29 protein-coding genes and 1 pseudogene are annotated in these 21,943 nt (G+C 56.3%); 3 read left to right on the top strand and 27 right to left on the bottom strand.

Translation table 11 applies throughout. The features are described 5' to 3' along the window. Positions 1-41: 41 nt before the first annotated feature. From RHM68_RS08000 to ccmA, 12 genes are all read right to left on the bottom strand, one after another. On the bottom strand, positions 42-446 hold the full coding sequence (locus RHM68_RS08000; protein WP_322221646.1) for a type II toxin-antitoxin system HicB family antitoxin: 405 nt from the start codon (positions 444-446) through the stop codon (positions 42-44). After that, complete coding sequence (locus RHM68_RS07995; RefSeq protein WP_322221645.1) at positions 446-658, bottom strand: type II toxin-antitoxin system HicA family toxin; 213 nt, start codon at positions 656-658, stop codon at positions 446-448. The genes RHM68_RS08000 and RHM68_RS07995 overlap by 1 nt, the downstream gene beginning before the upstream one ends. A gap of 274 nt (positions 659-932) precedes the next feature. Beyond that, complete coding sequence (locus RHM68_RS07990) at positions 933-1,331, bottom strand: hypothetical protein (protein ID WP_322221644.1); 399 nt, start codon at positions 1,329-1,331, stop codon at positions 933-935. A 14-nt stretch (positions 1,332-1,345) separates the two neighbouring features. After that, on the bottom strand, positions 1,346-2,548 hold the full coding sequence (ccmI, locus tag RHM68_RS07985) for a c-type cytochrome biogenesis protein CcmI (protein ID WP_322221643.1): 1,203 nt from the start codon (positions 2,546-2,548) through the stop codon (positions 1,346-1,348). Continuing rightward, complete coding sequence (locus RHM68_RS07980) at positions 2,545-3,015, bottom strand: cytochrome c-type biogenesis protein (RefSeq protein ID WP_322221642.1); 471 nt, start codon at positions 3,013-3,015, stop codon at positions 2,545-2,547. Before RHM68_RS07980 ends, ccmI begins: the two co-directional genes overlap by 4 nt. Further along, positions 3,012-3,548, bottom strand: coding sequence for a DsbE family thiol:disulfide interchange protein (locus RHM68_RS07975; RefSeq protein WP_322221641.1), 537 nt, complete (start codon positions 3,546-3,548; stop codon positions 3,012-3,014). The genes RHM68_RS07980 and RHM68_RS07975 overlap by 4 nt, the downstream gene beginning before the upstream one ends. Next, the gene (locus tag RHM68_RS07970) at positions 3,545-5,533 is read right to left on the bottom strand and encodes a heme lyase CcmF/NrfE family subunit (RefSeq protein ID WP_322221640.1); all 1,989 of its coding nucleotides are present in this window, start codon (positions 5,531-5,533) and stop codon (positions 3,545-3,547) included. The genes RHM68_RS07975 and RHM68_RS07970 overlap by 4 nt, the downstream gene beginning before the upstream one ends. Before the next feature lie 3 nt (positions 5,534-5,536). Beyond that, on the bottom strand, positions 5,537-5,992 hold the full coding sequence (gene ccmE / locus RHM68_RS07965) for a cytochrome c maturation protein CcmE (protein WP_322221639.1): 456 nt from the start codon (positions 5,990-5,992) through the stop codon (positions 5,537-5,539). Beyond that, positions 5,989-6,165 carry a heme exporter protein CcmD gene (gene ccmD / locus RHM68_RS07960; RefSeq protein ID WP_149657003.1) on the bottom strand — a complete coding sequence of 59 codons (177 nt, stop codon included), beginning with the start codon at positions 6,163-6,165 and terminating at the stop codon, positions 5,989-5,991. The genes ccmE and ccmD overlap by 4 nt, the downstream gene beginning before the upstream one ends. Beyond that, positions 6,162-6,917 (bottom strand): heme ABC transporter permease, encoded by a 756-nt coding sequence (locus tag RHM68_RS07955; protein ID WP_322221638.1) that lies wholly within the window; start codon positions 6,915-6,917, stop codon positions 6,162-6,164. Before RHM68_RS07955 ends, ccmD begins: the two co-directional genes overlap by 4 nt. 94 nt (positions 6,918-7,011) lie before the next feature. Further along, the gene (gene ccmB / locus RHM68_RS07950; RefSeq protein ID WP_322223731.1) at positions 7,012-7,680 is read right to left on the bottom strand and encodes a heme exporter protein CcmB; all 669 of its coding nucleotides are present in this window, start codon (positions 7,678-7,680) and stop codon (positions 7,012-7,014) included. After that, positions 7,677-8,312, bottom strand: a complete 636-nt coding sequence (ccmA, locus tag RHM68_RS07945; RefSeq protein WP_322221636.1) for a cytochrome c biogenesis heme-transporting ATPase CcmA — start codon at positions 8,310-8,312, stop codon at positions 7,677-7,679. The genes ccmB and ccmA overlap by 4 nt, the downstream gene beginning before the upstream one ends. 197 nt (positions 8,313-8,509) lie before the next feature. Here ccmA and RHM68_RS07940 point away from each other — a divergent pair, with 197 nt between their 5' ends. Together RHM68_RS07940 and RHM68_RS07935 are read left to right on the top strand one after the other, a co-directional pair. Beyond that, positions 8,510-10,084 (top strand): flagellar hook-length control protein FliK, encoded by a 1,575-nt coding sequence (locus tag RHM68_RS07940; RefSeq protein WP_322221634.1) that lies wholly within the window; start codon positions 8,510-8,512, stop codon positions 10,082-10,084. After that, the gene (locus RHM68_RS07935) at positions 10,081-10,410 is read left to right on the top strand and encodes an EscU/YscU/HrcU family type III secretion system export apparatus switch protein (RefSeq protein ID WP_322221632.1); all 330 of its coding nucleotides are present in this window, start codon (positions 10,081-10,083) and stop codon (positions 10,408-10,410) included. The genes RHM68_RS07940 and RHM68_RS07935 overlap by 4 nt, the downstream gene beginning before the upstream one ends. Positions 10,411-10,450: 40 nt before the next feature. Here RHM68_RS07935 and RHM68_RS07930 read toward each other — a convergent pair. The 12 genes and pseudogenes from RHM68_RS07930 to RHM68_RS07875 form a co-directional block, all read right to left on the bottom strand. Further along, positions 10,451-10,564, bottom strand: a pseudogene (locus RHM68_RS07930) (DUF2802 domain-containing protein); the annotation flags it as partial. 10 nt (positions 10,565-10,574) lie between these two features. Further along, positions 10,575-11,885, bottom strand: coding sequence for an ATP-grasp domain-containing protein (locus tag RHM68_RS07925; RefSeq protein ID WP_322221630.1), 1,311 nt, complete (start codon positions 11,883-11,885; stop codon positions 10,575-10,577). Between the two features lie 15 nt (positions 11,886-11,900). Further along, the gene (locus RHM68_RS07920; RefSeq protein ID WP_322221628.1) at positions 11,901-12,761 is read right to left on the bottom strand and encodes an arylamine N-acetyltransferase family protein; all 861 of its coding nucleotides are present in this window, start codon (positions 12,759-12,761) and stop codon (positions 11,901-11,903) included. Positions 12,762-12,842: 81 nt separating this feature from the next. Continuing rightward, a complete protein-coding gene (locus RHM68_RS07915; protein WP_322221625.1) occupies positions 12,843-13,562 on the bottom strand; it encodes an SDR family oxidoreductase in 720 nt (239 codons plus the stop codon). Next, positions 13,559-13,930, bottom strand: a complete 372-nt coding sequence (locus tag RHM68_RS07910; RefSeq protein WP_322221623.1) for a hypothetical protein — start codon at positions 13,928-13,930, stop codon at positions 13,559-13,561. Before RHM68_RS07910 ends, RHM68_RS07915 begins: the two co-directional genes overlap by 4 nt. Continuing rightward, the gene (locus RHM68_RS07905; protein ID WP_322221621.1) at positions 13,923-14,468 is read right to left on the bottom strand and encodes a hypothetical protein; all 546 of its coding nucleotides are present in this window, start codon (positions 14,466-14,468) and stop codon (positions 13,923-13,925) included. The genes RHM68_RS07910 and RHM68_RS07905 overlap by 8 nt, the downstream gene beginning before the upstream one ends. Then, positions 14,465-14,839: a hypothetical protein gene (locus RHM68_RS07900; RefSeq protein WP_322221619.1), complete on the bottom strand. Its 375-nt coding sequence runs from the start codon at positions 14,837-14,839 to the stop codon at positions 14,465-14,467. The genes RHM68_RS07905 and RHM68_RS07900 overlap by 4 nt, the downstream gene beginning before the upstream one ends. Next, complete coding sequence (locus RHM68_RS07895) at positions 14,836-15,339, bottom strand: hypothetical protein (protein WP_322221617.1); 504 nt, start codon at positions 15,337-15,339, stop codon at positions 14,836-14,838. Before RHM68_RS07895 ends, RHM68_RS07900 begins: the two co-directional genes overlap by 4 nt. Positions 15,340-15,384: 45 nt before the next feature. Beyond that, the gene (locus tag RHM68_RS07890) at positions 15,385-16,623 is read right to left on the bottom strand and encodes a hypothetical protein (protein ID WP_322221615.1); all 1,239 of its coding nucleotides are present in this window, start codon (positions 16,621-16,623) and stop codon (positions 15,385-15,387) included. Continuing rightward, positions 16,623-17,882 (bottom strand): beta-ketoacyl-[acyl-carrier-protein] synthase family protein, encoded by a 1,260-nt coding sequence (locus RHM68_RS07885; RefSeq protein ID WP_322221613.1) that lies wholly within the window; start codon positions 17,880-17,882, stop codon positions 16,623-16,625. Before RHM68_RS07885 ends, RHM68_RS07890 begins: the two co-directional genes overlap by 1 nt. Then, a complete protein-coding gene (locus tag RHM68_RS07880) occupies positions 17,879-19,006 on the bottom strand; it encodes a hypothetical protein (RefSeq protein WP_322221611.1) in 1,128 nt (375 codons plus the stop codon). The genes RHM68_RS07885 and RHM68_RS07880 overlap by 4 nt, the downstream gene beginning before the upstream one ends. After that, on the bottom strand, positions 18,999-19,361 hold the full coding sequence (locus RHM68_RS07875; protein ID WP_322221609.1) for an acyl carrier protein: 363 nt from the start codon (positions 19,359-19,361) through the stop codon (positions 18,999-19,001). Before RHM68_RS07875 ends, RHM68_RS07880 begins: the two co-directional genes overlap by 8 nt. A 369-nt stretch (positions 19,362-19,730) precedes the next feature. Here RHM68_RS07875 and RHM68_RS07870 point away from each other — a divergent pair, with 369 nt between their 5' ends. Continuing rightward, entirely contained in the window at positions 19,731-20,045 is a 315-nt protein-coding gene (locus tag RHM68_RS07870; RefSeq protein WP_322221607.1) for an EscU/YscU/HrcU family type III secretion system export apparatus switch protein, read from the top strand. 40 nt (positions 20,046-20,085) lie between these two features. Here the strand turns inward: RHM68_RS07870 and RHM68_RS07865 are convergent, their stop codons facing one another. From RHM68_RS07865 to RHM68_RS07855, 3 genes are all read right to left on the bottom strand, one after another. Further along, entirely contained in the window at positions 20,086-20,478 is a 393-nt protein-coding gene (locus RHM68_RS07865) for a DUF2802 domain-containing protein (protein ID WP_322221605.1), read from the bottom strand. Beyond that, positions 20,479-20,964: a chemotaxis protein CheW gene (locus tag RHM68_RS07860; RefSeq protein ID WP_322221603.1), complete on the bottom strand. Its 486-nt coding sequence runs from the start codon at positions 20,962-20,964 to the stop codon at positions 20,479-20,481. It lies immediately after the preceding gene. A gap of 87 nt (positions 20,965-21,051) precedes the next feature. After that, entirely contained in the window at positions 21,052-21,942 is an 891-nt protein-coding gene (locus RHM68_RS07855; RefSeq protein WP_322221601.1) for a CheW domain-containing protein, read from the bottom strand. Position 21,943: the final 1 nt, after the last annotated feature.

Below are 21,943 nucleotides of genomic sequence, written 5' to 3'. Positions count from 1 at the left end.
GCACAAAGGTTTGCCCGCGATGGCGAGGTAGCTGACACCCTTCAGTGCCTGACCAGCTTCTCCAGTGCCGCGTCCGCCAGAAAAGAAGAGCGACTTTTAACGTTGTGCTCGCGCACATACCGGTCGATACGCTGAATCACATAACCGGGCAGTGTCACGTTGACCTTCTCGGTCTTGCCCAGGTAGGGCGAAATGTCCAGTTCGAGCATCCCCCAGCCCATCTCGGCAAACTCCGGATTGCCACGATGCACAGCGGCTGAGGTCGGCATTGGAATCGTCTCCCCGTCCGCCACTATTTCCTGCAACAGAATGTGGGCAATTTCGACGGCCGCGTTATAGGCGTCTTCGAACGAATCCCCGGCCGTGACAGCGCCAGGAATGTCGGGGATCTGGATACCGATGGCGGTGCTCTCGTCGCCCCATTCGATACAGATTGGATATTGCATTATGGATCTCCTGCGTAACTGGCTTGCGGGCAATAGAGCCCCGCTCGCCTCCTGATGCTTTTGACCGTACCGATCGGCAAATCCTTTTTTGGATGCGGGACGGGGATCGTGTAAGGGTTGTAACGGTGAGTAAAAATATGATGACTGCCGACAACCCGGTCCAGCACCCAGCCCGCCTCCATCAATTCCTTCATCAATAACCTACTTTGCACCATCCGCCTCCTTGCTCCGGCCCAAACAAAAATAACCCTAGAGTTATATTTACTCAAGCACAAAAATCCAAAGCGCGACGCCCGGTTGTTTTACCGCGTGTGATGGGCAGGCCTGTACAGCGCGAAGGGCTGGTGGCGGCGACTGAAGAGGCCGCCGATGGATGCTGGCATCTCGCTCGATGGGTTGCGCACCAGTGACTGGCCCGGTCGTTCAAGCCCTTGAACGGAGACGGTTGCAGAGGCGGTCCTGACCTGCGCAGGCTCAGGCCATTACTCAATCCTGGTGCAGGCGTCCCAACCCGGCCGGAACGCCATGGATATCCGTCGCTTCCCAGGGGCCGTTGGGGCTGATCGAACGGCTCCAGCCGTCGCTCCAGCGGTAATAAGTGCGCTGGCGATAGAAGGTATCGGTCTGGTCCTCAAGGACATAGACGCCCAGCTTGGCATCCCAGTGACTGCTACCGCCCGGTGGCGGCGCGAAGCTGGCAGAGGTCCGCGGTACAGGTTTGGACGATTTGATGGGGGTCGTCGGCTGATCCGGTGTCGGGGCCGGTGTGGTGCGCGGCCCTGAAGGTGGGATCGGCGGCAGCGTTTGTTCAGGTGGCCGATGGACCGCACACGCGCTTAACCCCAGGACAAGACTGAGCAGGGTGATACGAGCAATGGCGGTCATGGTGCTGATTCCTATTATTTATCCGGGCTGTCGATGGTCAGGTGTTGCGGCGCAGTGGTGCTGCTGGCCAGGGGCTGGTTGCGACCGACCCATTCGCCGGCAGTCGGTTGACCGGCACGGGAAATGCGCGCAACCAGTTGGACTTCAGGGAAGTTAGACAGTTTCAACTGCGGCATCATAGCGTCGGCATCGCTCAGTTCGACGGTCGTCGGCAGATCAGCCACGGTCAACCGCTTGGCCGCCAACGGTGCCGGAGGACCGGAAGTGGCGCGCGCAAAAATGAACACGCTGTCGCCGGGCTGGACCTTGGCCTTGAGGGCGGGTGCCAGATCGACTCGAACCTTGAGCAGCGCCGCGACTTTGGCCGCTGGCGCCTGGGCAACCCGACGGCCACTGGCTTCAAGTTTCTCGGTGGCGCGCACGATCCCGCCTTGCAACGCGCTGCGCGAATTATCGTCAGGTGGCAATTGCACCAGCAGGCGATTCCAGTAGTCGATAGCGTCCTGGTAACGCTCGCTCTCAAATGCAGCAATGCCGAGCAGGCCAAGGCTGGTCACTTCTTTCGGATCGGCCTTCAATGCTTCGTCGGTAAGGGCTTGAACCTTGTCCGACCACTTCTTGCCATCAGCGAAGTACTGAGCCTGCGCCCATTGACCGAGCAATTCCGGCTGGCGACCGGCGAGGTTGACGGTACGCTCGAAGATCTTCGCCGCGTCGCCAGGACGATCTTGAGCCATATAAGTGCGGCCAAGAAAATACAAGCCTTCAGCCGAATCAGGTTGCGCGGCTACCGCACGTTCCAGGCGCCGGGTCATCTCCTCCATTGACTGAGGCGCCTGGGCGAACTCACGGGTCAGCTCAACCTTATCGCTGGCGCCAAAATGCAGGTACAAACCCAGTCCCAGTACCGGCACCAAAATGGCCGCCAGTAACGGCAACGGCTTGCCCAGGCGCGACACACGCGGCGCAGTGACGCCTTCAGTGTCGGCCAGCAATTCGCGCGCAGCTTCAGCGCGACCGGTGTCCATTTGCGCAGCGTCAAGCACACCCTCTTCCTGCTGAGTCTGCAACTCAGCCACACGTTCTTGATAGAGCGCGACGTTCAGGGCAGTACGATCCTCTTCGAGCTGAGCGCGACGGCCACGCAAAACCGGGATCAACAGAAAACTCAGGGCAACCAGAAGTAGCAGACCTGCAGCGAGCCAGAAATCAATCATTCTTGGTTTTTATCCAACAGGTGGTCGAGGCGCTCGCGCTCCTCGGCAGAAAGCTCATCCTGGACGTCATCGCGTTGTACGCGACGCCGGCGGACGATCACGGCGATGACCACCACCCCTCCCAGCAACAGGCCGGCGGGGCCAAACCAGAGCAGGGCGGTCGTGGTGTTCAGAGCGGGTTTGTAGCGGACGAAATCACCATAACGATCGACCATGAAGTCGATGATCTGCTGGTTGTCCTTGCCCTCGCCCAGCATGCGAAAAATCTCTTTGCGCAAATCGGCAGCAATCGGTGCGTTGGAGTCGGCAAGGTCCTGATTCTGACACTTGGGGCAGCGCAGTTCTTTGGTCAGCTCGCGAAAACGCTCCCGATCACCGTCTTTGGCAAACTCGTAGGTGTCGATGGCTGCGTGTGCCACGCCGGCCATGCTCAACCCCAGCACCGCGGCGGCTATCCAGCGCTTCATGGCGTGGCCTCATCGACCAGTGCCTGATATTTGGCCGCCAGTTTCTCGCGCCAGACTTGTTCATCAATGACGCCGACATACTTGTCGCGGATGATGCCCTTGGCGTCGATAAAGAAGGTTTCCGGGGCGCCGTACACGCCGAGATTCAGGCCCAGGGAGCCGTCCTCGTCGCGGATGTCCAGTTGGTAGGGGTTGTGAAATTCCACCAGCCACTTCAAGGCGTCGGCGTTAACGTCCTTGTAGTTGATGCCGTAGATCAGCACGCCCTGCTGCGCCAGTTTGTTCAACACCGGGTGCTCGACCCGGCAGGAAATGCACCAGGTGCCCCATACGTTGACCAACGCCGGTTTACCGAGGATATCCGCCTTGGTCAGGGTCTTGCCGCCTTGGACTGCGGGCAGCGAAAACTCCGGAAAAGGCTTGCCGATCATGGCCGAGGGCAACTCGGCCGGGTCCAGGTACAGACCGCGATATAGAAAAACAGCCACCACCAGAAACATCGCCAGTGGTAACAGCATCAACCAACGTCTCATGCAACGGCTCCCGTCATGCCGAGCGCTTCACGCACGCGGCTTTTAACCTTGACCCGATAACGGCGATCCAGCGCCGCGAGTAACCCGCCAAAACCGGTGAGCAATCCGCCGAACCAAATCCAGCGCACAAACGGTTTGACGTGAACGCGCACTGCCCAGGCGCCATCGCCCAGTGGCTCACCGAGTGCGACATAGAGGTCACGGGTGAAACCGGCGTCGATCCCGGCTTCGGTCATCATCGAGTTCTGCACGGTATAGAGCCGTTTTTCCGGGTGCAGCACGCTGACTTCCTTACCATTGCGGATCACCCGAATGGTGCCCTTGTCGGACGTGAAGTTCGGCCCTTCGTAGTGCTTGGCACCTTCGAACACGAAGTGATAACCGGCCAGGTCCATGGACTCGCCGGGCGCCAGGCGCAAGTCGCGCTCGGCGCTGTTCTGGCTCGACAACACGACGCCGAGGGCACACACGGCGATGCCGAGGTGAGCGACCTGCATGCCCCAATAACTGCGGGTCAGGGTCGGCAGGCCTTTGATCAGGCCTTTGTGGCGAGTCTTGTCGACGATGTCACGCACACCGGCCAGCAATACCCAGGCAGCGAGCATGAACGTCGCAATCACCGCCCAGTTGAAATCGCCATAAGCGATACCCGCGACAACCGCCAATGCGGCGCTGCCGAGCAACACCGGGGTCAACATGCCCACCAGCCATTTGACCGGGGTGTCTTTCCAGCGCACCAGCATGCCAACGGCCATCACCACCATCAGCAAGGCCATCAACGGAATGAACAAGGAATTGAAGTACGGCGGGCCAACCGACATCTTGGCGCCCGTCATCGCGTCGAGGATCAACGGGTACAAGGTGCCAAGCAAAATCATCGACGCCGCCACCACCAGCACCAGGTTGTTGCCCAGCAGCAGGGTCTCCCGAGACCAGAGGTTAAAGCCGACATGGCTCTTGACCACCGGTGCGCGCAGAGCAAACAGCGTCAGCGAGCCGCCGACCACGAACAGCAGGAAGATCAGGATGAACACCCCGCGCTCAGGGTCCGACGCAAACGCATGCACTGAGGTCAGCACACCGGAGCGCACCAGGAAAGTGCCCAGCAAGCTCAATGAAAACGCAGCGATGGCCAGCAACACGGTCCAGCTCTTGAACACACCCCGTTTTTCCGTGACCGCCAGCGAGTGAATCAGCGCCGTGCCCACCAGCCAGGGCATGAAGGAAGCGTTTTCCACCGGGTCCCAGAACCACCAGCCGCCCCAGCCGAGTTCGTAGTAAGCCCACCAGGAGCCCAGCGTGATACCGATACCGAGGAACGCCCAGGCAACGATGGTCCAAGGGCGTGACCAGCGTGCCCACGCCGCATCAAGACGCCCCCCCAGCAACGCGGCGATGGCAAAAGCAAACGCCACGGAGAAACCGACATAACCCATGTAGAGCATCGGCGGGTGAACGATCAGGCCAATGTCTTGCAACAACGGGTTGAGGTCGTGACCGTCCACCGGAATCTGCGGCAGGATGCGTGCGAACGGGTTGGAGGTGAGGATCAAAAACAGCAGGAAGCCAGTGCTGATCATGCCCATCACCGCCAGTACCCGCGCCAGCATCACCTGCGGCAACTGCCGGGAGAACACTGAAACCGCGAACGTCCAGCCGCCGAGAATCAACGCCCAGAGCAGTAGCGACCCTTCGTGAGCGCCCCAGACCGCGCTGAATTTGTAGTACCACGGCAATGCGCTGTTGGAGTTGTTGGCGACATAGGCGACAGAGAAGTCGTCTGTCATGAAGGCATACGTCAGGCTACCAAACGCAAACACCAGAAACGTAAACTGGCCCCAGGCAGCCGGTTGCGCGAGGCTCATCCACAAGCGGTCGCCGCGCCAGGCTCCCAGCAATGGCACGATGGCCTGAACCACCGCGAAGCACAGCGCCAGAATCATCGCCAGTTGACCCAATTCGGGGATGAAGATTGCAGACGTCATCAGTTAACCCTCTTTGGCAGGTGCGGGAGCCGACATGCCACTGTCTTTCAGGGCCTTGGCCACTTCGGGCGGCATGTACTTCTCATCGTGTTTGGCCAGCACCTCATCGGCCACCACCACGCCGTCAGCGTTGAGTTTGCCCAGAGCAACGATGCCCTGACCTTCTCGAAACAAGTCTGGAAGGATACCGCGATAGGTGATGGTCACGGACTTGTTGAAGTCGGTGACGATGAACGTGACGTCCAGCGAGTCGCCGGTACGTTGCAGCGAGCCCTTCTCCACCATCCCGCCAGCACGAATGCGCGTGTCGTGCGGGACTTCGCCGTTGGCGATCTGGGTCGGCGTATAAAAAAGATTGATGTTCTGCTGCAGGGCGCTCAGGGCAAGGCCGACAGCGGCGCCAACCCCCACCAGGATCGCGAGAATGATAATAAGACGCTTTTTACGCAGCGGATTCACTTGCCGTTCTCCCGGCGCAAACGACGCGCCTCTTGTTGCAGATACCGCTTGCGGGCCAGGATCGGCGCCGCCACGTTGAAGGCCAATACCGCCAGGCAGATGCCATAGGCTGACCAGACATACAGGGCATGATGGCCCATGGCGAGGAAATCGCCGAATGAAGCAAAACTCATCGAGCGGCCTCCAGGCTGTTCTGTACTTCGGTCTTCACCCAACTCGCTCGCGATTCGCGCTTGAGCACTTCAAGGCGCATTCGCAGCAGCAACACCGCACCGAAGAAACAGTAAAAACCCAGCACCGTGAACAGCAATGGCAACCACATCTCGGCGGGCATCGCTGGTTTTTCGGTCAGGCTGAAGGTCGCGCCCTGGTGCAGGGTGCTCCACCACTCCACCGAGTACTTGATGATTGGGATGTTGATCACGCCGACAATCGCCAATACCGCGCAAGCCTTCGCCGCGCTGTCGCGATTGCTGATGGCGTTGCCAAGGGCAATCAGTCCGAAATACAGAAACAGCAGAATCAGCATCGAGGTCAGCCGCGCATCCCAGACCCACCACGAACCCCAGGTCGGTTTGCCCCAAATCGCCCCGGTGACCAGCGCCACCGCAGTCATCCAGGCACCGATGGGCGCCGCGCATTGCAGGGCGACGTCGGCCAGTTTCATCTTCCACACCAGCCCGACAATGCCGCACACCGCCAGCATCACGTAACAGGACTGCGCCAGCATTGCGGCCGGAACGTGAATGTAGATGATGCGAAAGCTGTTGCCTTGCTGGTAGTCCGGTGGCGCGAAGGCCAAACCCCAGACTACGCCGACGCTAATCAGCAGCAACGCCGCGACGCTCAGCCACGGCAGCCATTTGCCACTGATGCCGTAAAACCATTTGGGCGAGCCGAGCTTATGAAACCAGGTCCAGTTCATTGCTGTTTCCATCACGGTTGCTCTTCGCTATGAAGAGCCAAGGGTCTGCCTTTTTTTCAAAAGAAAGCGATCAAAAAACGACCAGACCTCATTATTATTCGCCGACGCTGATCTTCAGGCCAGCAGCTATTGCAAAGGGTGTCAGGGTTATCGCCAAGGCCGTCAGGCTACCCAGCCATAGGAGATAACCAGTCGCCGGCATGCCCAGCAAAGCCGCCTGCAGGGCGCCACTGCCGAGAATCAATACCGGTATGTACAACGGCAGGATCAGCAAAGCCAGCAACAGGCCGCCGCGCTTTAATCCTACCGTCAGCGCCGCGCCCACCGCACCGAGCAAGCTCAGCACGGGTGTCCCCAGCAACAAAGACAGCAGCAACACCGGCAGACAGGCGGTTGGCAAACCCAGCATCAATGCCAGCAAGGGGGCGAGCAGCACCAGGGCCAGGCCGGAAAACACCCAGTGTGCCAGCACCTTGGCCAACACCAGAAGCGCCAGGGGGTGCGGCGAAAGGACCCACTGTTCCAGGGAACCGTCTTCGAAATCACTGCGAAAAAGCCCGTCCAGCGACAGTAAAACCGACAACAACGCCGCCACCCAGACCAGTCCCGGAGACAAAGTTTGCAACAATTGAGACTCGGGTCCGACCGCCAGCGGGAACAGGGAAACCACAATGGCGAAGAATACCAGCGGATTGGCCAGTTCCGCCGGGCGGCGAAACAACAGACGAGCCTCACGGGCAACCAACAAGCCGAACACACTCATACGGCCCATTGCCCCAGATCGATGTCACGGTAGCCAGCCGGCAAGCGGGTCAACGTGTGGTGAGTGGTGAGAATGACCATGCCGCCCTGCTCACAGTGCGCCGCCAGGTGTTCTTCGAGTTGCGCCACACCTTGTTTGTCGAGCGCGGTAAACGGCTCGTCAAGAATCCACAAGGGCGGGCTGTCGAGGTACAACCGCGCCAACGCTACGCGGCGCTGCTGACCGGCCGACAGGGTGTGGCAAGGGACGTCTTCGAATCCGCGCAGGCCGACAGCGTCGAGCGCTTGCCAGATAGCCTCTCGGGTCGCAGGCTGGTGCAGGGCGCAGAGCCAGCTGAGGTTTTCTTCCGGGCTCAGCAATTCTTTGATCCCGGCGGCGTGGCCGATCCACAGCAGGATGCGCGCCAGTTCACTGCGTTGTTCGTGCAGCGGCTGGTCGTTGAGCAGCACCTGGCCTGCGGTCGGCTGCATTAAGCCAGCCAACAAGCGTAAAAGACTGGTCTTGCCGCTGCCATTTGGGCCGCTGATCTGTACCATTTCGCCACTGCACAGGCTCAGTTCGAGATTTTCGAAGAGCAGCCGAAGGTCTCGCTCACAGGCGAGGTCAACGGTTTTCAGGACAGGACTGGTCAAGAGATCACGCGCCTTTACGGTTCAAGTCGGCAGTGGAGCGGCCGCTAAAGAGATGCAGAATAGATGCATTGGCGGCCCGAACTAGAGAGCTACGTCAAACATTTGTAATGTTTTCAGCGCCCCGGTTGTAACGGGGCGGGATTATACATGCCATGCCCTACTCTAAAGAGCGCATTTTCCGAAGGTTGTGACCGCGTATGACAGGCGAAATGAACATCCTCCCGCTGCCCCAGACCGCGCCGGTCGCTACACGCCCGCTGGCGGTCAGCGGCGACGTGCTCAAATTGCTGACACCGATGGATGGCCTGATCAGCTCGGGCCAGACCGCCCAAGCCGAAGTGGTGTCACTTAAGCAAACGGATCAAAGCTTTCAACTGGTGCTCAAAGTGACCCTCGACAGTGGCCGCCAAACCACGGTCGAGGCGACGAGCCTGCAACCGCTACCCCAAGGCACCAGTATTGCCATCACCCAACCGTCGGCGAGTAGCCTGGCGATCACGGTGCAGCAAGCCATTGCCTCCAACGTCGCCACCCTCACCCGCATCGACACCACGCAACTGCCCGCGGGTACACTGCTGCAGGGCAAAGTGCTGACCTCGCAAGTGATGCCGCAAACGCCGGGCCAACCGACGGTTTATCGCTCGTTGGTGAGCCTGCTCAACACGGTCCTGAGCGGCAGCACTCTGAGCATCGACAGCCCGCAACCGCTGCGCATCGGCACCTTGCTGAGCGCACTGGTGCAAGACACCCAGACCCTGAAGTTCCTGCCGCTGAGCAGCCGCCAGGATCAGTTGGCGGTCGCTCAACAATTGAACACCCAGCAAAGCCGCCAGGGCTCGCTCGACAGCCTGCTCAGCGCCTTGCAAAGCTTGCCGGCGTCCGATGAAACATCCGACGACCTGCGCGCGGCCGTAAACAAATTGCTCGCCGGACTGCCGGACGTCCAGCAGTTAAGCAGCCCCAAAGGCCTGGCCCAGGCGTTGTTTAACAGCGGCCTGTTCCTTGAAGCCAAACTGCTCACTGGCCAGAATCCGACACTGGCCCCGGACATGAAAGCAGACCTGCTCAAACTGATCGCACAACTGACACCTGGGCTGCCGGGCAACACCAATCTCAACGCAATCATTGCCGCTAACACCTTGGCCCAAGCCATGCCGAGTTTTGTTCGCAGCGCGCTGGGAATGCTCGGACAGGTCAGCGCCAAATCGCAGCCAACCGGTTTTCCGCTGCCCGAACGGCTGTTGCAGAACCAGGAAGGCGAAGGCGATCTTGAGCATCTGTTACGCCTGGCGGCCGCCGCCGTCTCGCGCCTGCAAAGTCATCAACTGTCGAGTCTGGAGCAAACCGGCGTCACCAACGATGGTCGGTTGCTGAGCACCTGGCAGCTTGAAATTCCGATGCGCAACCTACAGGACATCGTGCCGTTGCAGGTCAAATTCCAGCGCGAAGAAGACCCGGAAAAACCACCCCAGAACGAACGCCGCGAGGAGCGCGAAGCCAAACAACCGCTGTGGCGCGTGGAACTGGCGTTCAACATGGAGCCGTTAGGCCCGTTACAGATTCAGGCCCAACTGATTAAGGGCAACCTGTCCAGCCAGCTGTGGGCCGAACGCCCTTACACCGCCAGCCTGATCGAAAGCAATCTAACGGCCTTACGCGAGCGTTTGTTAGCGTCCGGGCTGAACGTTGGCGATCTGGACTGCCACCTCGGCAAACCTCCCCAAGGCGCGCAAACCCGCCTCGAACAACGCTGGGTCGACGAAACCGCATGACAGACACCAATCCCCCGCGCCAGGCCATTGCCCTCAAATACGACGGCAACCACGCCCCGACCCTCACGGCCAAGGGTGACGACGAACTGGCGGAAGAGATTTTGCGGATTGCCCGCGAATGCGAAGTACCGATCTACGAAAACCCAGAGCTGGTGAAACTGCTGGCCAGGATGGAGCTTGGGGACAGTATTCCGGAAGAGTTGTACCGCACGATCGCCGAGATCATTGCGTTTGCCTGGAATCTGAAGGGTAAGTTTCCTGCGGGGCAGGACCCGGAGGCGGTCATGCCGGAGAAAGACATCACAGAACGCGGGGATGACTACTGATCGTTCCCACGCTCTGCGTGGGAACAATCTCTGACAGGCGTCAGTTCTTGTGCAACTTGCGCATCAACTCCGCCTCAGCCTGGGTCAACCCGCAGGCCTGAGTCAGCTCATCAACGGTGGCGCCCATCCCCACCATTCGTGAGGCTTGGGCAAACCTCGACGCGTCAGATTGCAAGGTAAGCTTCATAGGTCCGGCGAATGGATCGCCAGTCGTCTTCGCTGAAGGCGACACCGTCCATCAGACGCTCAGCCATCTGGTCGAAGGCAGTCACATCAGCCCATAACTGGTCGGTATCGACGTCGCAGAAACAGGCGTTCATCGGTGATGAAAAAAGATTGTGGGTCACCACGTACTCGTCTCCTTCACCGATCGCACAAGCATATCCCTTAAGTGATATCAGGCCGGTCAAGGTTTGCTCCAGCAGGGACTCGCTGATTGAGCAAATACCGTTCTCGATGCAAATGACATCAGAAACCACCGCGGGCGCCAAAAGCACTGCATCGCGCAGGTTACAGCTATCTCCGAAATACGCCTCGTACAACTGATCTAGTAGTGATGAGTCGTAACAGTCGGAAAACAACTTGGGGGTGATGGTGCCATGCATGCGGGCGCCAGCCTCGATCATCACAGGCCCCTTCTCGCCCATGACCAACTCCATATGCACTGCGCCATAAGTCACATCCAGTGCTCTAGCGGCACGCTTGGCATAATCGCTCAAGACTTTGCTGACTGGCGTATCAAGAGGCAGCATGAAGGTAAATTTCTTGACGAAGTCGCACCCGCGAATGTGCAGTTCATCAGTGCGGATATAGCGACAAACCGATGAAATAACGTAGCTACCTGCACAGGCCACCAGATCAACAACGTACTCCGGTCCTTCGATCATTGGCTGTATCAGAAAGTGGTCGTTGACGGTCCAGGTCGCAGAAAACGTATTCCAGGAGGCGCTCTCCAATGCCTGTTGCAACTCATCGGGACTGTTGCAACGCTGAACACCTTCGCCGCCGGCGGACGACCGAGGCTTAAGAATGCAGGGATAGTGTTCCCACTGGGACATCGCTGGCGGAACACCTTCTCTCCCGTTGATGACTGTGGTGGGAATAAATGCCAGATCCGCGTCCGCCAGCGAGCGCTGCATCTGGTCTTTGTACCGACGTCTGCATGATGTGGCCGGGTCATTACCCGGCAGTGAATACAGGGCGGCAAGTTTTTCCGCTAGAAAGACACCATTTTCACTGCCCGGCATAACGGCGTCGAACAAGCCACTATCCACAGGAGGCAATTGGTCTTCGCAGGTAAAAATGCCTTTATACAACTCGACCTGAAATTCACCCTTCTTCTTGGCACTGAGCTTTGGGATCCGAGCCACTTTATCGAGTTCAATTATCGCGTAACAATCCACCCCTCGATCTTTCAAATAATCCACCAAAATATTGGCATTTGAAACGGGATTAGTAATCAAACATGACGGCATTTTTATTCCTTTTACTTACCGAAAACCATCAAACAAATCGACAGGAGGAGCAATAAATTCCGCCACACCGACTTCTATATCAAAATATTCTTCCAACACCTCCACCAACTCCCACATCGACCTAACAACACGGCGAGTACGCACGCAATCTTGAATGGAGATCAAAACGTTATTAACTAAATAACGCCCCCCTTGAAGAGACGGCCTGGCACACACTAGATTGTTCTTGAATGGAGACAATGGCGAATAGGCATTAAAAAACTGCCCCACAACAAACTCATCAACTTCGTAACTGGCGTCTCGCAGCACGTACATATTTATCCATTGAACACCTCGCCTATACTGAATACCCCACATCAGATCCGCGACTCGAAGCACCCGATACTCATGAACGCCCTGCGCTACCTGCGCATTGTGAAATAAGCGCAAGGGGTACAAAAAACCCCGATAACCGAATCCGACGTCACAGATCCACTCTTCGTCATCGGCACGCACCAACAGCACCATATGCGTGAACAGATTCATGGCGCCGTTCTCCCGGGATACTGCCGAAAGGCTGCGCCGGACTCTGAAACCGAGCGTTTCCAATACCACAGCCAGCAAACCGTTCATCTGGGTACATCCACCGCCCCGGCGCCCGGAGGCAAGTTTGTCTCTGATCTGAGTCATGTGGAAGGAAGGCACGATGCCTAGAAAGACATCCAGCATTTCGTACGCAATAGCATTAACGTGAGCAAAATGGATGTCGGCCAACGTTCCAGCACTTGTGTCCGTGGGGACTGCCAGATTAATTCTCTGGAAATAAAGAGCCAGCCAGTCTGGGATTAATGACGCACGTACAACCCACTCGCACGATGAAACTGTTTCGGCATTCACGGGTGCAACCTCGCGGAGATAGGGAGGGCCCAGCTATAGAAGGGGAAAAGATCCGCGACGCGGCCTGAACAAAAAAATTGGTTAACCGATGTTCTCGCCATTGCCGACTTTGAGTATCGAACCCGTTGTATTGAACTGACGGGAAACCAACAAAGCCACCATGTTGGATACTTCCTCGGGCGTCATAATTTTTCGGCCGGGTATCGACTTCAAAATATCGCGCTCGCTACCCTGCGCAAAGTCCTTGAACATATCAGTATCGACAAAGCCAGGGGCAATGCTATTAACCTTCACATCAAACCTTGCCAATTCCAGAGCCAACCCGAGAGTCAATCGTTCAATGGCCGCTTTTGCACACCCGTAGGCGGTATTGCCGAGCTTTACCTTGGTAGCCGCCACCGAACTGATGTTGATGATATTGCCAAAGCGGGCGGCGGCCATCGCGGGCGCGAAGACATTGCAGTAATTCAAGGTACTGCCAAAATTGGTATCCATCACTTGATTAAACGCCTCATGGCTGGCGTTCAAAAATATCCCGTCTCCGGTAATACCGGCATTGTTGACCAGCACCGAAAGGACACCCTCGGCGAGGATTCGGTCACGCAACGCCTGCACCTGATCAATACTCCGACCATCCAGCTGCACGGCACTAAGATCAGGAAAGTCCGCCATGAAACTGGCGGCGGCCCGTTCATCACGCGCATAAGTGACAAACACTTTATAACCGGCCTCAAGCAATTTTTCGGCGATACAACGACCAATCCCCCGGGTGCCACCAGTCACCACTGCGATGCCATTCATGCCTTCTTCCCTTCCAGCGCTATCACGCCGCGGCAATAGTTGATGGCCTTGTGATGGAATCTGAAATGGTAATTGTCATCGGGATTCTGAGGTCCAGGCTTTTTGTCGATCTCTAGGCACAGCTGCTGCTGTGGAGTGATAGGCTCGAAAAAAGCAACCCGAGGAATGGTGAACGTGCCCACGTGCGCACCTTTCATCCGGGCAATACAGTTAGTAACGAAACCGACGATGCAAGCGCCTGGCACAATCGGATAATCGGGAAAATGTTCTGCGAATATAGGCGCCACCGCGTTAACGGTCAGGCGAGCGTCAAAGCGCTGCGCTGAGACCACAGACGCATCCACTTGAAAAATCTGCAACTCAGGCATTCTCTGAAATCCTTTTTCTAAAGTAGGCATCGGGGAAAACTTCCGTCACAACCGATGCCACTAAAATGCTCGTATAAGAGCCGATCAAAAAGACCGGCCAGTACGTTTCAAACCCAAGACTCAAGCTAGACAACCCCCAATTTATTGAGAAGGTCATGCACCAGGCCTTAGTGATGGTGTTGTTGATGTCCAAAAACTCGCTCGACTGACGGACATTGTCAGCCACGCCTTCCCGGCTGTATTGCAGGGTAAAGGGCTGTTTGCGAACCACACTCCACCAACCCACCACGGCTAATACCCCATACAGAAGCGGCTTGATGATTTCGAACGTGGCGAGCCCCGGAACATATAAGGAAATCAGCGCCATCCCGAGCAAACAAATGACCAACGTGCATTCAATCACGAAGCCCTTTTGAAGGGTGTCGAAACAGAGGAGGAATATCAAAAAGGCCACAGTCAGTGCGGCTTTCGCAAAGTTGCCATCGAGCCAGTCAAGAAGGTAGGGAAACAACAACCATGGAATCATGAGTTTGATCATGACTGCTGCCCCTTGAGGTTTAAAACTGTGATGGTCGCCAACAGGCAATTCCGATTGTCCGAGCCAAGCGAACCGAACACTTCGACGCGCCCTGCGCCGCTGTCGAGGCTGACCCGTCCCGTCAATCGCGATATCCGCAGCGGGTTCAAACTTTGCAGCCCGCTAATCAACGCAGGAACGTAATGCGTGGACCGTGTCGTGTCGTAAGCCCCTCGCACGCAACGCACGGCAAACTGATTGAGCAATTCGACGAGCACCACGACCGAGCCGTAGCGCTCGATGTAAAGGCCAAGGCGCCCTTCGTTCACTCGACTGCTCCAGCCGTGTTCCGACTCAATTACCGGGGGACACATTTCCAGATAGGCCGTCATTTAGAAGATACCGCTGGCACATTAGTGGACTTGAAAAAACGCAATAACCTGAGGCTGCGTCCAACGATCAAACCATTGACAAACCCAGCCCCCAGTGACGACCAGGCCACTAACGAAACTTCATTGGCCAGTTCCGGATACATCGCTTCCTGGTAACCGCCGTAATAACGCCAGGCGAAGTAGCACCAATACACAATCAGTACTTTGATAGAGCCATCCAGCACCAGCTCCTCACCCTTACGTTTCACGGTGTGGTAAGAGTAAAAGTGCAAGGCAAGCAACCACCCAACCAGTAACCCCAGTGCATAAACCGAAAGCGGAACCAAGAACCCTTGTGAGATTTTCAGCGAGGCCACGGAAATAGCGACGAATATTGCAGGTGTCAGTAGCAGCGATTTTTTCGTTTCATAATTCTTGTAGCAGGCAATGACGCCGTAATACGTCACGATAAAAAAAACTGCGTAAACCCACTGTGGTGTACCACGCAAAATGTCGAGCATAGAGACCCCTTTGGCACTGCCTGTGCCCGAAACAATCATTACCCATCAGCCCGCGATAGGAAGTTGATTGCGCCGGTCGAGCAAACGGTTGAGTTTGCCCCGTGGGTTATAGGAGAAATCTACATTGCTTGCCCACTTAACCACTGCTACACCACGCGTCACCGCCTCCTTCAACTTCGGGACAACTAAGAGTTGCGCTTGCAGGCTTGCCGTCCAGGCGGAATCAATGACCGATGGCTCGACATCGACGAGCACGGTTACGCAGTCCTTGCCGGCATCGGTGGTCGACAAGATCACCTGAAATGCCTCCGCGGGCACTCCAGCGGCACTCAATACCTGCTCAACCAGGGTCAGACTGATGCAATGACCGCCAAGGCTGAACTCTTCGGCCACTCTTTTCCCAATTTTGAGGTAGTAATGCTCGTCTTTCCCTTGGGTCAGTTCACCGACATCACCTATTCGGTAGCGAATGATAGGCACCATCGGAACTTTCAGATCTGTGAAGAGCAACTCGCCTTCATCGGTTTGCTCTATGAAAAACCAGTCAGAAAGTATCAAGTGCTGATGCGGTTCCATTGTCGGTGTATTCACCGCCGCAAATCCCAGTTCGGTGGCTCCGTAAAGACTGTAAAACTGGGCTTTGGGCCATAAGTGCTGAATGAATCCGCGCTTACCCATATGGAACGCCTCTCCCACAAACACGAGCTTGGTGATTGCCAGATCCACGTTGAGCTTTTCTGCTGCCTGCGCGATCTGGATGATCCCGGTCGGTGAACCTACCAACACGTTTGCGTTGAAACGCTTCATGGTGCCGAGCAATGACGGCATGTTGTTCATTACATCGGGTCGCCCCACCGGCAGCACTGTCGAGCCAATCGGCTCAAGCATCCGGCACATGCCTTCGTAGTTGTAACCCAAGCATCCTGCGGTCAAGAGATTCACCACGATATCGTCGGCACAAAACACATGCTCGGCCATGAAACTGCGAACCTGGTATGGGTAGCTGTCCTCTGTGACATGCTGAAAAATACGACTGGCCAGCACTAGAGGGGCCGATGTGGTGCCCGACGTAGAGATGACGTAGCACTGTTTAAGCTTGTCGGAGTCAATCAGCGTATCACTCACGTCCATGAGCGCTTTCTTGCTCATTGGCGGGTATTTCTGCACGAAATCTTCATACCCCATGACTGCGGGAAAATTCAGCGGGTAAGCCTGTTCGGCGTACTCGCCAACCATCTTGTTGAACTTATCAATATCAAACGAAGTACGGCTTTTTATAGTCATTATCCGATTCTTTTAAATATCATCGACGCGGCGAGGCCGCCCATACCAAAGGAGTTTTTGAGACAGTAATCTACGGAACGCTGCTGGGTGAAAGGAGAAACATTGACCAAGCAATCGGGGTCCCTGGACTCAAGGTTGATCGTCCCGGGAATGAAACCCGAGCGCAGGCTGATCAATGTATTGAGGGTTTCCATGGCCCCGGCAGCGGCAATCATGTGCCCGTGCAAAGACTTGTTGGCGGTAACGGGTACCTGTTCTCCAAGCACAGTGCAAATGGCTGCAGACTCGTGATAGTCATTCAGGATCGTTGAAGTCCCATGCGCATTGACCATGCCGATATCACGCGCTCGCAACCCGGCGTTACTCAATGCCCGGACCATGGCCAGTTTCATTTCGGCGCTGTCGGGTGCCGGCTTGACGATATGACTGGCGTTGGTACTGGTGCCAAAACCGACCAGTTCCATCAACGGCTCACGCCCCGCTTTCAGACACGAGTCCAGAGACTCCACGAGAAACAGCACTGCACCTTCCGCCGGTAGATAACCCGAACGCCGCGTATCGAAGGGCCGTGACAAGCCCATAGGATCAAGTCGTTCATCGGTAGCGATAATATCGACCGACTCCAGGCCGATGTAATGCTCGGGGGTGACCTTCGCCGAGATACCACCGACGATCGCCGCATCTACTCGTCCCTGCCGCACGGCTTGAAAACCGGTACCGATAGCCTGCAAGGAAGCGGAACACAGTCCCAGATGTACCGATGCCGGACCTTTGAACGGTACAAACTTATGCACGGAGCGCAGCGCATTGGTTGGGTCGTAACGAATAAAGTCCTGCACTCGAAAGTGCTTCTCAAGGGCCAAATCAAGATTGGCAAACTGCCCGCCAACCTTGTTCAGTTCATACGCCAAATTGATCGTTTGCTGAATGTCCACCACAGGTTCGTCGACACCCAGAAAACAACCGATCCGATGCTCACCGATGGCGACCGGGTCGAAGGACACCGACGCCAGCAGATTTTCCATGGCCTTACGGGTGTAGAACTCATCATGACTGAATCGCCTCCTTTCGCCCGGGGTCGGAAAGTTTCCTGACTCAGGGATTCCTGCAAAATGACTCTTAAACGTAGCGGTATCATATTTGGCGATTTTTCTCACACCGGAGCGGCCATCACATAGCGCTTCTTCAATAGCTGCATAGTGATCGCCCAACGGCGTGCAACAACCGAAACCACTGATGACAACCTTTTGCTGATTCATGACGACACCCTCTGTGTTGGCGTTGATGACTTGCGCAACACGATCAAGCCCAAGCCCATCCCTGCACCTTCGCCATGGATGATGATCACCCGGCCCGGCTCGATAGACGGGTCGGCCAACGCGCAAACCAGATCGACCAAGCCGCTCGTGGCCACCGCATACCGCGACCTGGTTTTATATCGACGTAATTCGAAAGTGTTCAAACAGCTCTCCAACGCCTGCACCTCCGCATCGCCGATGCCGGGGGCACCGTTGTCGTAAAGCACCACTACCGGATGACTGTCTCTGACCCAGGGTTCCAGTTGTGCATAGGCCTCGACCCAGTCCTGCCGAGTTGCGAACATGCTGGTGGAGAATCGACTGACCGCCAAAAATACTTCTGCCAGTGGCTGGACTTGCTCCCGTGAAACCCGATCCGGGGTTTCGACAACCAGCGACACTGCGCCACTGGTTCCCTGAACGCTTGAGCGATGTGACTCCCTGACATCGATCAAACCCATTTTTTTAAACACCTGGGCGTTATCGGCTTTGGACATATCACCATAAGCACAGATCAACGCCCCCCTCGACTCGCTGCACGGCAAGTTATAGAAAGCCTCCTCAAGCAATGAGAGCCCGCCCAACGACATCTTGCGCAATGGATAGCCGCCACCGCGAAGCCCGAAGAACTTTGATAAATGGTAGAGACCATTGGTAGGGAGCTTGCGAAACAGCCGCAAAGGATGCACGGCACTGGCCATTTTCCCTAGGTGGGCGAGCAAAGTAGCCTTATCGGTGTAGCACTCGCTGGACGATTTGAATTGCCAGACCACCTCATGGAAGTCACGGACCGTTTCATAGGTGGTGTACACGCACATGGCATCTTTTTCATCCAGCGTGAAGCCAACGTTTTTCTCAGCCATGTTCATAGCCGAGAAAGCGACATTAAGGCTACAAATTGCTTGAGAGGTCAGCATGGCCCGATCTTCGCGAGCGATGCACGGAACAATCGCCGCTAACAACCTCGCCTCTCCTGGCTGGTTGTCTGGCAAATCGTCCGGGAGTTCAGTCAGACATTGAACCAAGTCATACGTGTTCAACGCTGCCTGTTCAATGCCATAACCGGTGATGAATAGATTAGGCATTTAGAACCGTCTCGATTCGTTGTGCACAGAATTTTGGCGTCCAGTATTTATCCAGCGATTTGGGATTTACCTCAACACTGCTGTCTACTCCCAATATCTCATTAACAAGCTCTTTACCAACCTCAGTCCAGCACCCTTCAGTATAAAACTGCGGATCGTTCAGCAACCTGGTAAATGGCCATATATCATGTGGTTCAACATTTGGATTTATCTGCGCCTTGACCTCATAACAAAAATCAATGAAGTCGATGGAAGAAAAGCCTATTTCTTCAAATGATGCGTCACTTTCAATATCATCTGAAGAATCTAGAAAAAGTATATTCGCAGCGATTTCTTTAACCTTGGCGAGGTACATAACGTTCCTTATTGCTTTCTCAATACACGGCTATGGATGCTGTTTACATAGTAAATATTAGTTCAACACAGAAAAAATCAGACAACCTTACTAAAACAGCCACGCGCCAATTTATTTAGAAGCCACAGCTCAACATAAGGCTTTTATTCAAGAAGCGTTATTAGCCAAGTCCGCTAAGAAGAACAGAGCTACTCAATGAGTTATTAAATTACCGACGACTAGCAACTAGCACAAGCCGGCGAGATCCCACAAAACTGTAGGAAATGGACTGGGACAGTGTAATTTTGGTCTGATGACGGGCAACGAATCTGAACTTCAATTAATTTCGCTTCCGTATCGCTATCAATAAAGCTGCCACCTTCAGTTCGATTGCAGCCTTGCCACAAAGCGTTCAAATACGACGGCAACCACGCCCCGATCCTTACCGCCAAAGGCGACGACGAACTGGCGGAAGAGATTTTGCGGATTGCCCGCGAATGCGAAGTACCGATCTACGAAAACCCAGAGCTGGTGAAACTGCTGGCCAGGATGGAGCTTGGGGACAGTATTCCGGAAGAGTTGTACCGCACGATCGCCGAGATCATTGCGTTTGCCTGGAATCTGAAGGGTAAGTTTCCTGCGGGGCAGGACCCGGAGGCGGTCATGCCGGAGAAAGACATCACAGAACGCGGGGATGACTACTGATCGTTCCCACGCTCTGCGTGGGAACAATCTCTGACAGGCGTCAGTTCTTGTGCAACTTGCGCATCAACTCCGCCTCAGCCTGGGTCAACCCGCAGGCCTGAGTCAGCTCATCAACGGTGGCGCCCATCCCGACCAGTCGCGCCGCTTGGGCAAACGACAGGCTTGACGGGTCACGTTGCTCAAGCTGAGCCAGTTTGTCCGGCAATGGCCCGACCACAGCGCGCAGTTCGTGCAGGTCTTCACCCATGCGCACATTGCCGCTTTGATAGTTATCGACGCGTTTGCCCAGGTCTTTGATGCGCTGATCGCGCAGCGCATCGCCCTGGGCCTGCTGCGCGGCGATCAACCGCTGGCCGCGAATGTACGCCAGGAACATCGCCAAAGTGCCTGCCCAAAAGAGGAACAGGACAATGACCGCAACCTCAAGAATCAATCAGATGCTCTCCAGATCCGACCACTCTTCTTCGCTCATCATCTTGTCCAACTCGACGAGAATCAGCAGTTCATTGTTCTTGTTGCACACACCCTGAATGAACTTGGCGGACTCTTCGTTACCAACGTTCGGGGCGGTTTCGATTTCCGACTGACGCAGGTAAACCACTTCAGCCACGCTGTCGACCATGATCCCGACCACTTGCTTGTCGGCCTCGATGATGACGATACGAGTGTTGTCGCTGATTTCGGCATTCATCAGGCCGAAGCGCTGACGGGTGTCGATCACGGTGACCACGTTACCGCGCAGGTTGATGATGCCCAGCACGTAGCTCGGGGCACCGGGGACCGGGGCGATTTCGGTGTAGCGCAGGACTTCCTGAACGCGCATCACATTGATGCCGTAGGTTTCATTGTCCAGCTTGAAGGTTACCCATTGCAGGATCGGATCTTCGGAACCCTTTGCAGACGACGCCTTATCATTCATACCCTGACCCCTCGAAAAACCGCCCTTGGCGGTATGTGTTCTGTGCGACGGCAATCCATGTGCCGTCACGTGTCTGTGATGCAGCTGTTATGTCGGTTTGTGCGCCGGCTTGGCGAGGTTCATGTGTTTGGCCCCGCCGCTGGCAATCAATTCGGCCAGTTCGGACACGTCCAGCAAAGCACACATGTGCTCAATCACCGTGCCCGCCAACCAGGGTCGTTGACCACGGTGGCTGCGCCATTTGATTTCGTTCGGGTCCAGGCGTAACGAGCGGCTGACCTGATGCACCGCCAGCCCCCACTCGTAGCCCTGAACCGAAATAATGTATTGCAGTCCCTGACGGAAGTCGTCGCGGTAGCGGTCTGGCATGACCCAACGCGCGGTATCCAATACTTTCAGATTGCCGGCCTGGCTCGGCAGAATCCCGAGGAACCACTCCGGTTGGCCGAACAATGGCGTCAGCTCATGGCCGGCCAGTGAGTAAATCGAGCCCAGGCACACCAAAGGCACCGCCAATGTCAGCCCGGCAACGTCGAACAACAGGCACTCGAACGGTTCGGCCGCCCAGGACGGCCGACCATCGGTTTCCACCGGCGGCGGTGTGTTACTCGGCGGCAGGTGAACTTCAACGACCGGCGGCACCAGCGCTTGCAGCAGGGGCGCGAGGGTCGATACCGAAGCCAGGATCGGCGCCGGGGCTTCGATCACCGCCAACGGCGAATTCGTAACCGCCACCACCGCTGGTGCAGCGCTAGCGTGCTGACGCGCATCGCGGGCCTGTTCTTCGAGCACGGCAGCCTGGAACTCATCCAGCGCACCTTCAGCATCGACAATTTCAGCAACTGCCACGGCCTCTACAACCGGAGGACGCGCTTGGATTTCCACCGACAATTCTTCGGTAGCGTCTTGCAGCAAGCTGTCCAGATAAGACTGGAGCGCCAGTTGCGGACGCGAGGTGATTTTTACCGGGCGGTTCACG

It is taken from the genome of Pseudomonas sp. DC1.2 (assembly GCF_034351645.1).
Classification (GTDB): Bacteria; Pseudomonadota; Gammaproteobacteria; order Pseudomonadales; family Pseudomonadaceae; genus Aquipseudomonas.
The sequence above is the reverse complement of the archived record's forward strand: the minus strand, read 5'-3'. Positions and strand labels throughout refer to the sequence as shown.

Coding starts and splice junctions, on each gene's coding strand:
- RHM68_RS08000 (WP_322221646.1), bottom strand. CDS start 446: ATGCAATATCCAATCTGTATCGAATGGGGCGACGAGAGCACCGCCATC.
- RHM68_RS07990 (WP_322221644.1), bottom strand. CDS start 1,331: ATGACCGCCATTGCTCGTATCACCCTGCTCAGTCTTGTCCTGGGGTTA.
- ccmI (WP_322221643.1), bottom strand. CDS start 2,548: ATGATTGATTTCTGGCTCGCTGCAGGTCTGCTACTTCTGGTTGCCCTG.
- RHM68_RS07980 (WP_322221642.1), bottom strand. CDS start 3,015: ATGAAGCGCTGGATAGCCGCCGCGGTGCTGGGGTTGAGCATGGCCGGC.
- RHM68_RS07975 (WP_322221641.1), bottom strand. CDS start 3,548: ATGAGACGTTGGTTGATGCTGTTACCACTGGCGATGTTTCTGGTGGTG.
- RHM68_RS07970 (WP_322221640.1), bottom strand. CDS start 5,533: ATGACGTCTGCAATCTTCATCCCCGAATTGGGTCAACTGGCGATGATT.
- ccmD (WP_149657003.1), bottom strand. CDS start 6,165: ATGAGTTTTGCTTCATTCGGCGATTTCCTCGCCATGGGCCATCATGCC.
- RHM68_RS07955 (WP_322221638.1), bottom strand. CDS start 6,917: ATGAACTGGACCTGGTTTCATAAGCTCGGCTCGCCCAAATGGTTTTAC.
- ccmB (WP_322223731.1), bottom strand. CDS start 7,680: ATGAGTGTGTTCGGCTTGTTGGTTGCCCGTGAGGCTCGTCTGTTGTTT.
- RHM68_RS07940 (WP_322221634.1), top strand. CDS start 8,510: ATGACAGGCGAAATGAACATCCTCCCGCTGCCCCAGACCGCGCCGGTC.
- RHM68_RS07935 (WP_322221632.1), top strand. CDS start 10,081: ATGACAGACACCAATCCCCCGCGCCAGGCCATTGCCCTCAAATACGAC.
- RHM68_RS07925 (WP_322221630.1), bottom strand. CDS start 11,885: ATGCCGTCATGTTTGATTACTAATCCCGTTTCAAATGCCAATATTTTG.
- RHM68_RS07915 (WP_322221625.1), bottom strand. CDS start 13,562: ATGAATGGCATCGCAGTGGTGACTGGTGGCACCCGGGGGATTGGTCGT.
- RHM68_RS07910 (WP_322221623.1), bottom strand. CDS start 13,930: ATGCCTGAGTTGCAGATTTTTCAAGTGGATGCGTCTGTGGTCTCAGCG.
- RHM68_RS07905 (WP_322221621.1), bottom strand. CDS start 14,468: ATGATCAAACTCATGATTCCATGGTTGTTGTTTCCCTACCTTCTTGAC.
- RHM68_RS07900 (WP_322221619.1), bottom strand. CDS start 14,839: ATGACGGCCTATCTGGAAATGTGTCCCCCGGTAATTGAGTCGGAACAC.
- RHM68_RS07895 (WP_322221617.1), bottom strand. CDS start 15,339: ATGCTCGACATTTTGCGTGGTACACCACAGTGGGTTTACGCAGTTTTT.
- RHM68_RS07890 (WP_322221615.1), bottom strand. CDS start 16,623: ATGACTATAAAAAGCCGTACTTCGTTTGATATTGATAAGTTCAACAAG.
- RHM68_RS07885 (WP_322221613.1), bottom strand. CDS start 17,882: ATGAATCAGCAAAAGGTTGTCATCAGTGGTTTCGGTTGTTGCACGCCG.
- RHM68_RS07880 (WP_322221611.1), bottom strand. CDS start 19,006: ATGCCTAATCTATTCATCACCGGTTATGGCATTGAACAGGCAGCGTTG.
- RHM68_RS07875 (WP_322221609.1), bottom strand. CDS start 19,361: ATGTACCTCGCCAAGGTTAAAGAAATCGCTGCGAATATACTTTTTCTA.
- RHM68_RS07860 (WP_322221603.1), bottom strand. CDS start 20,964: ATGAATGATAAGGCGTCGTCTGCAAAGGGTTCCGAAGATCCGATCCTG.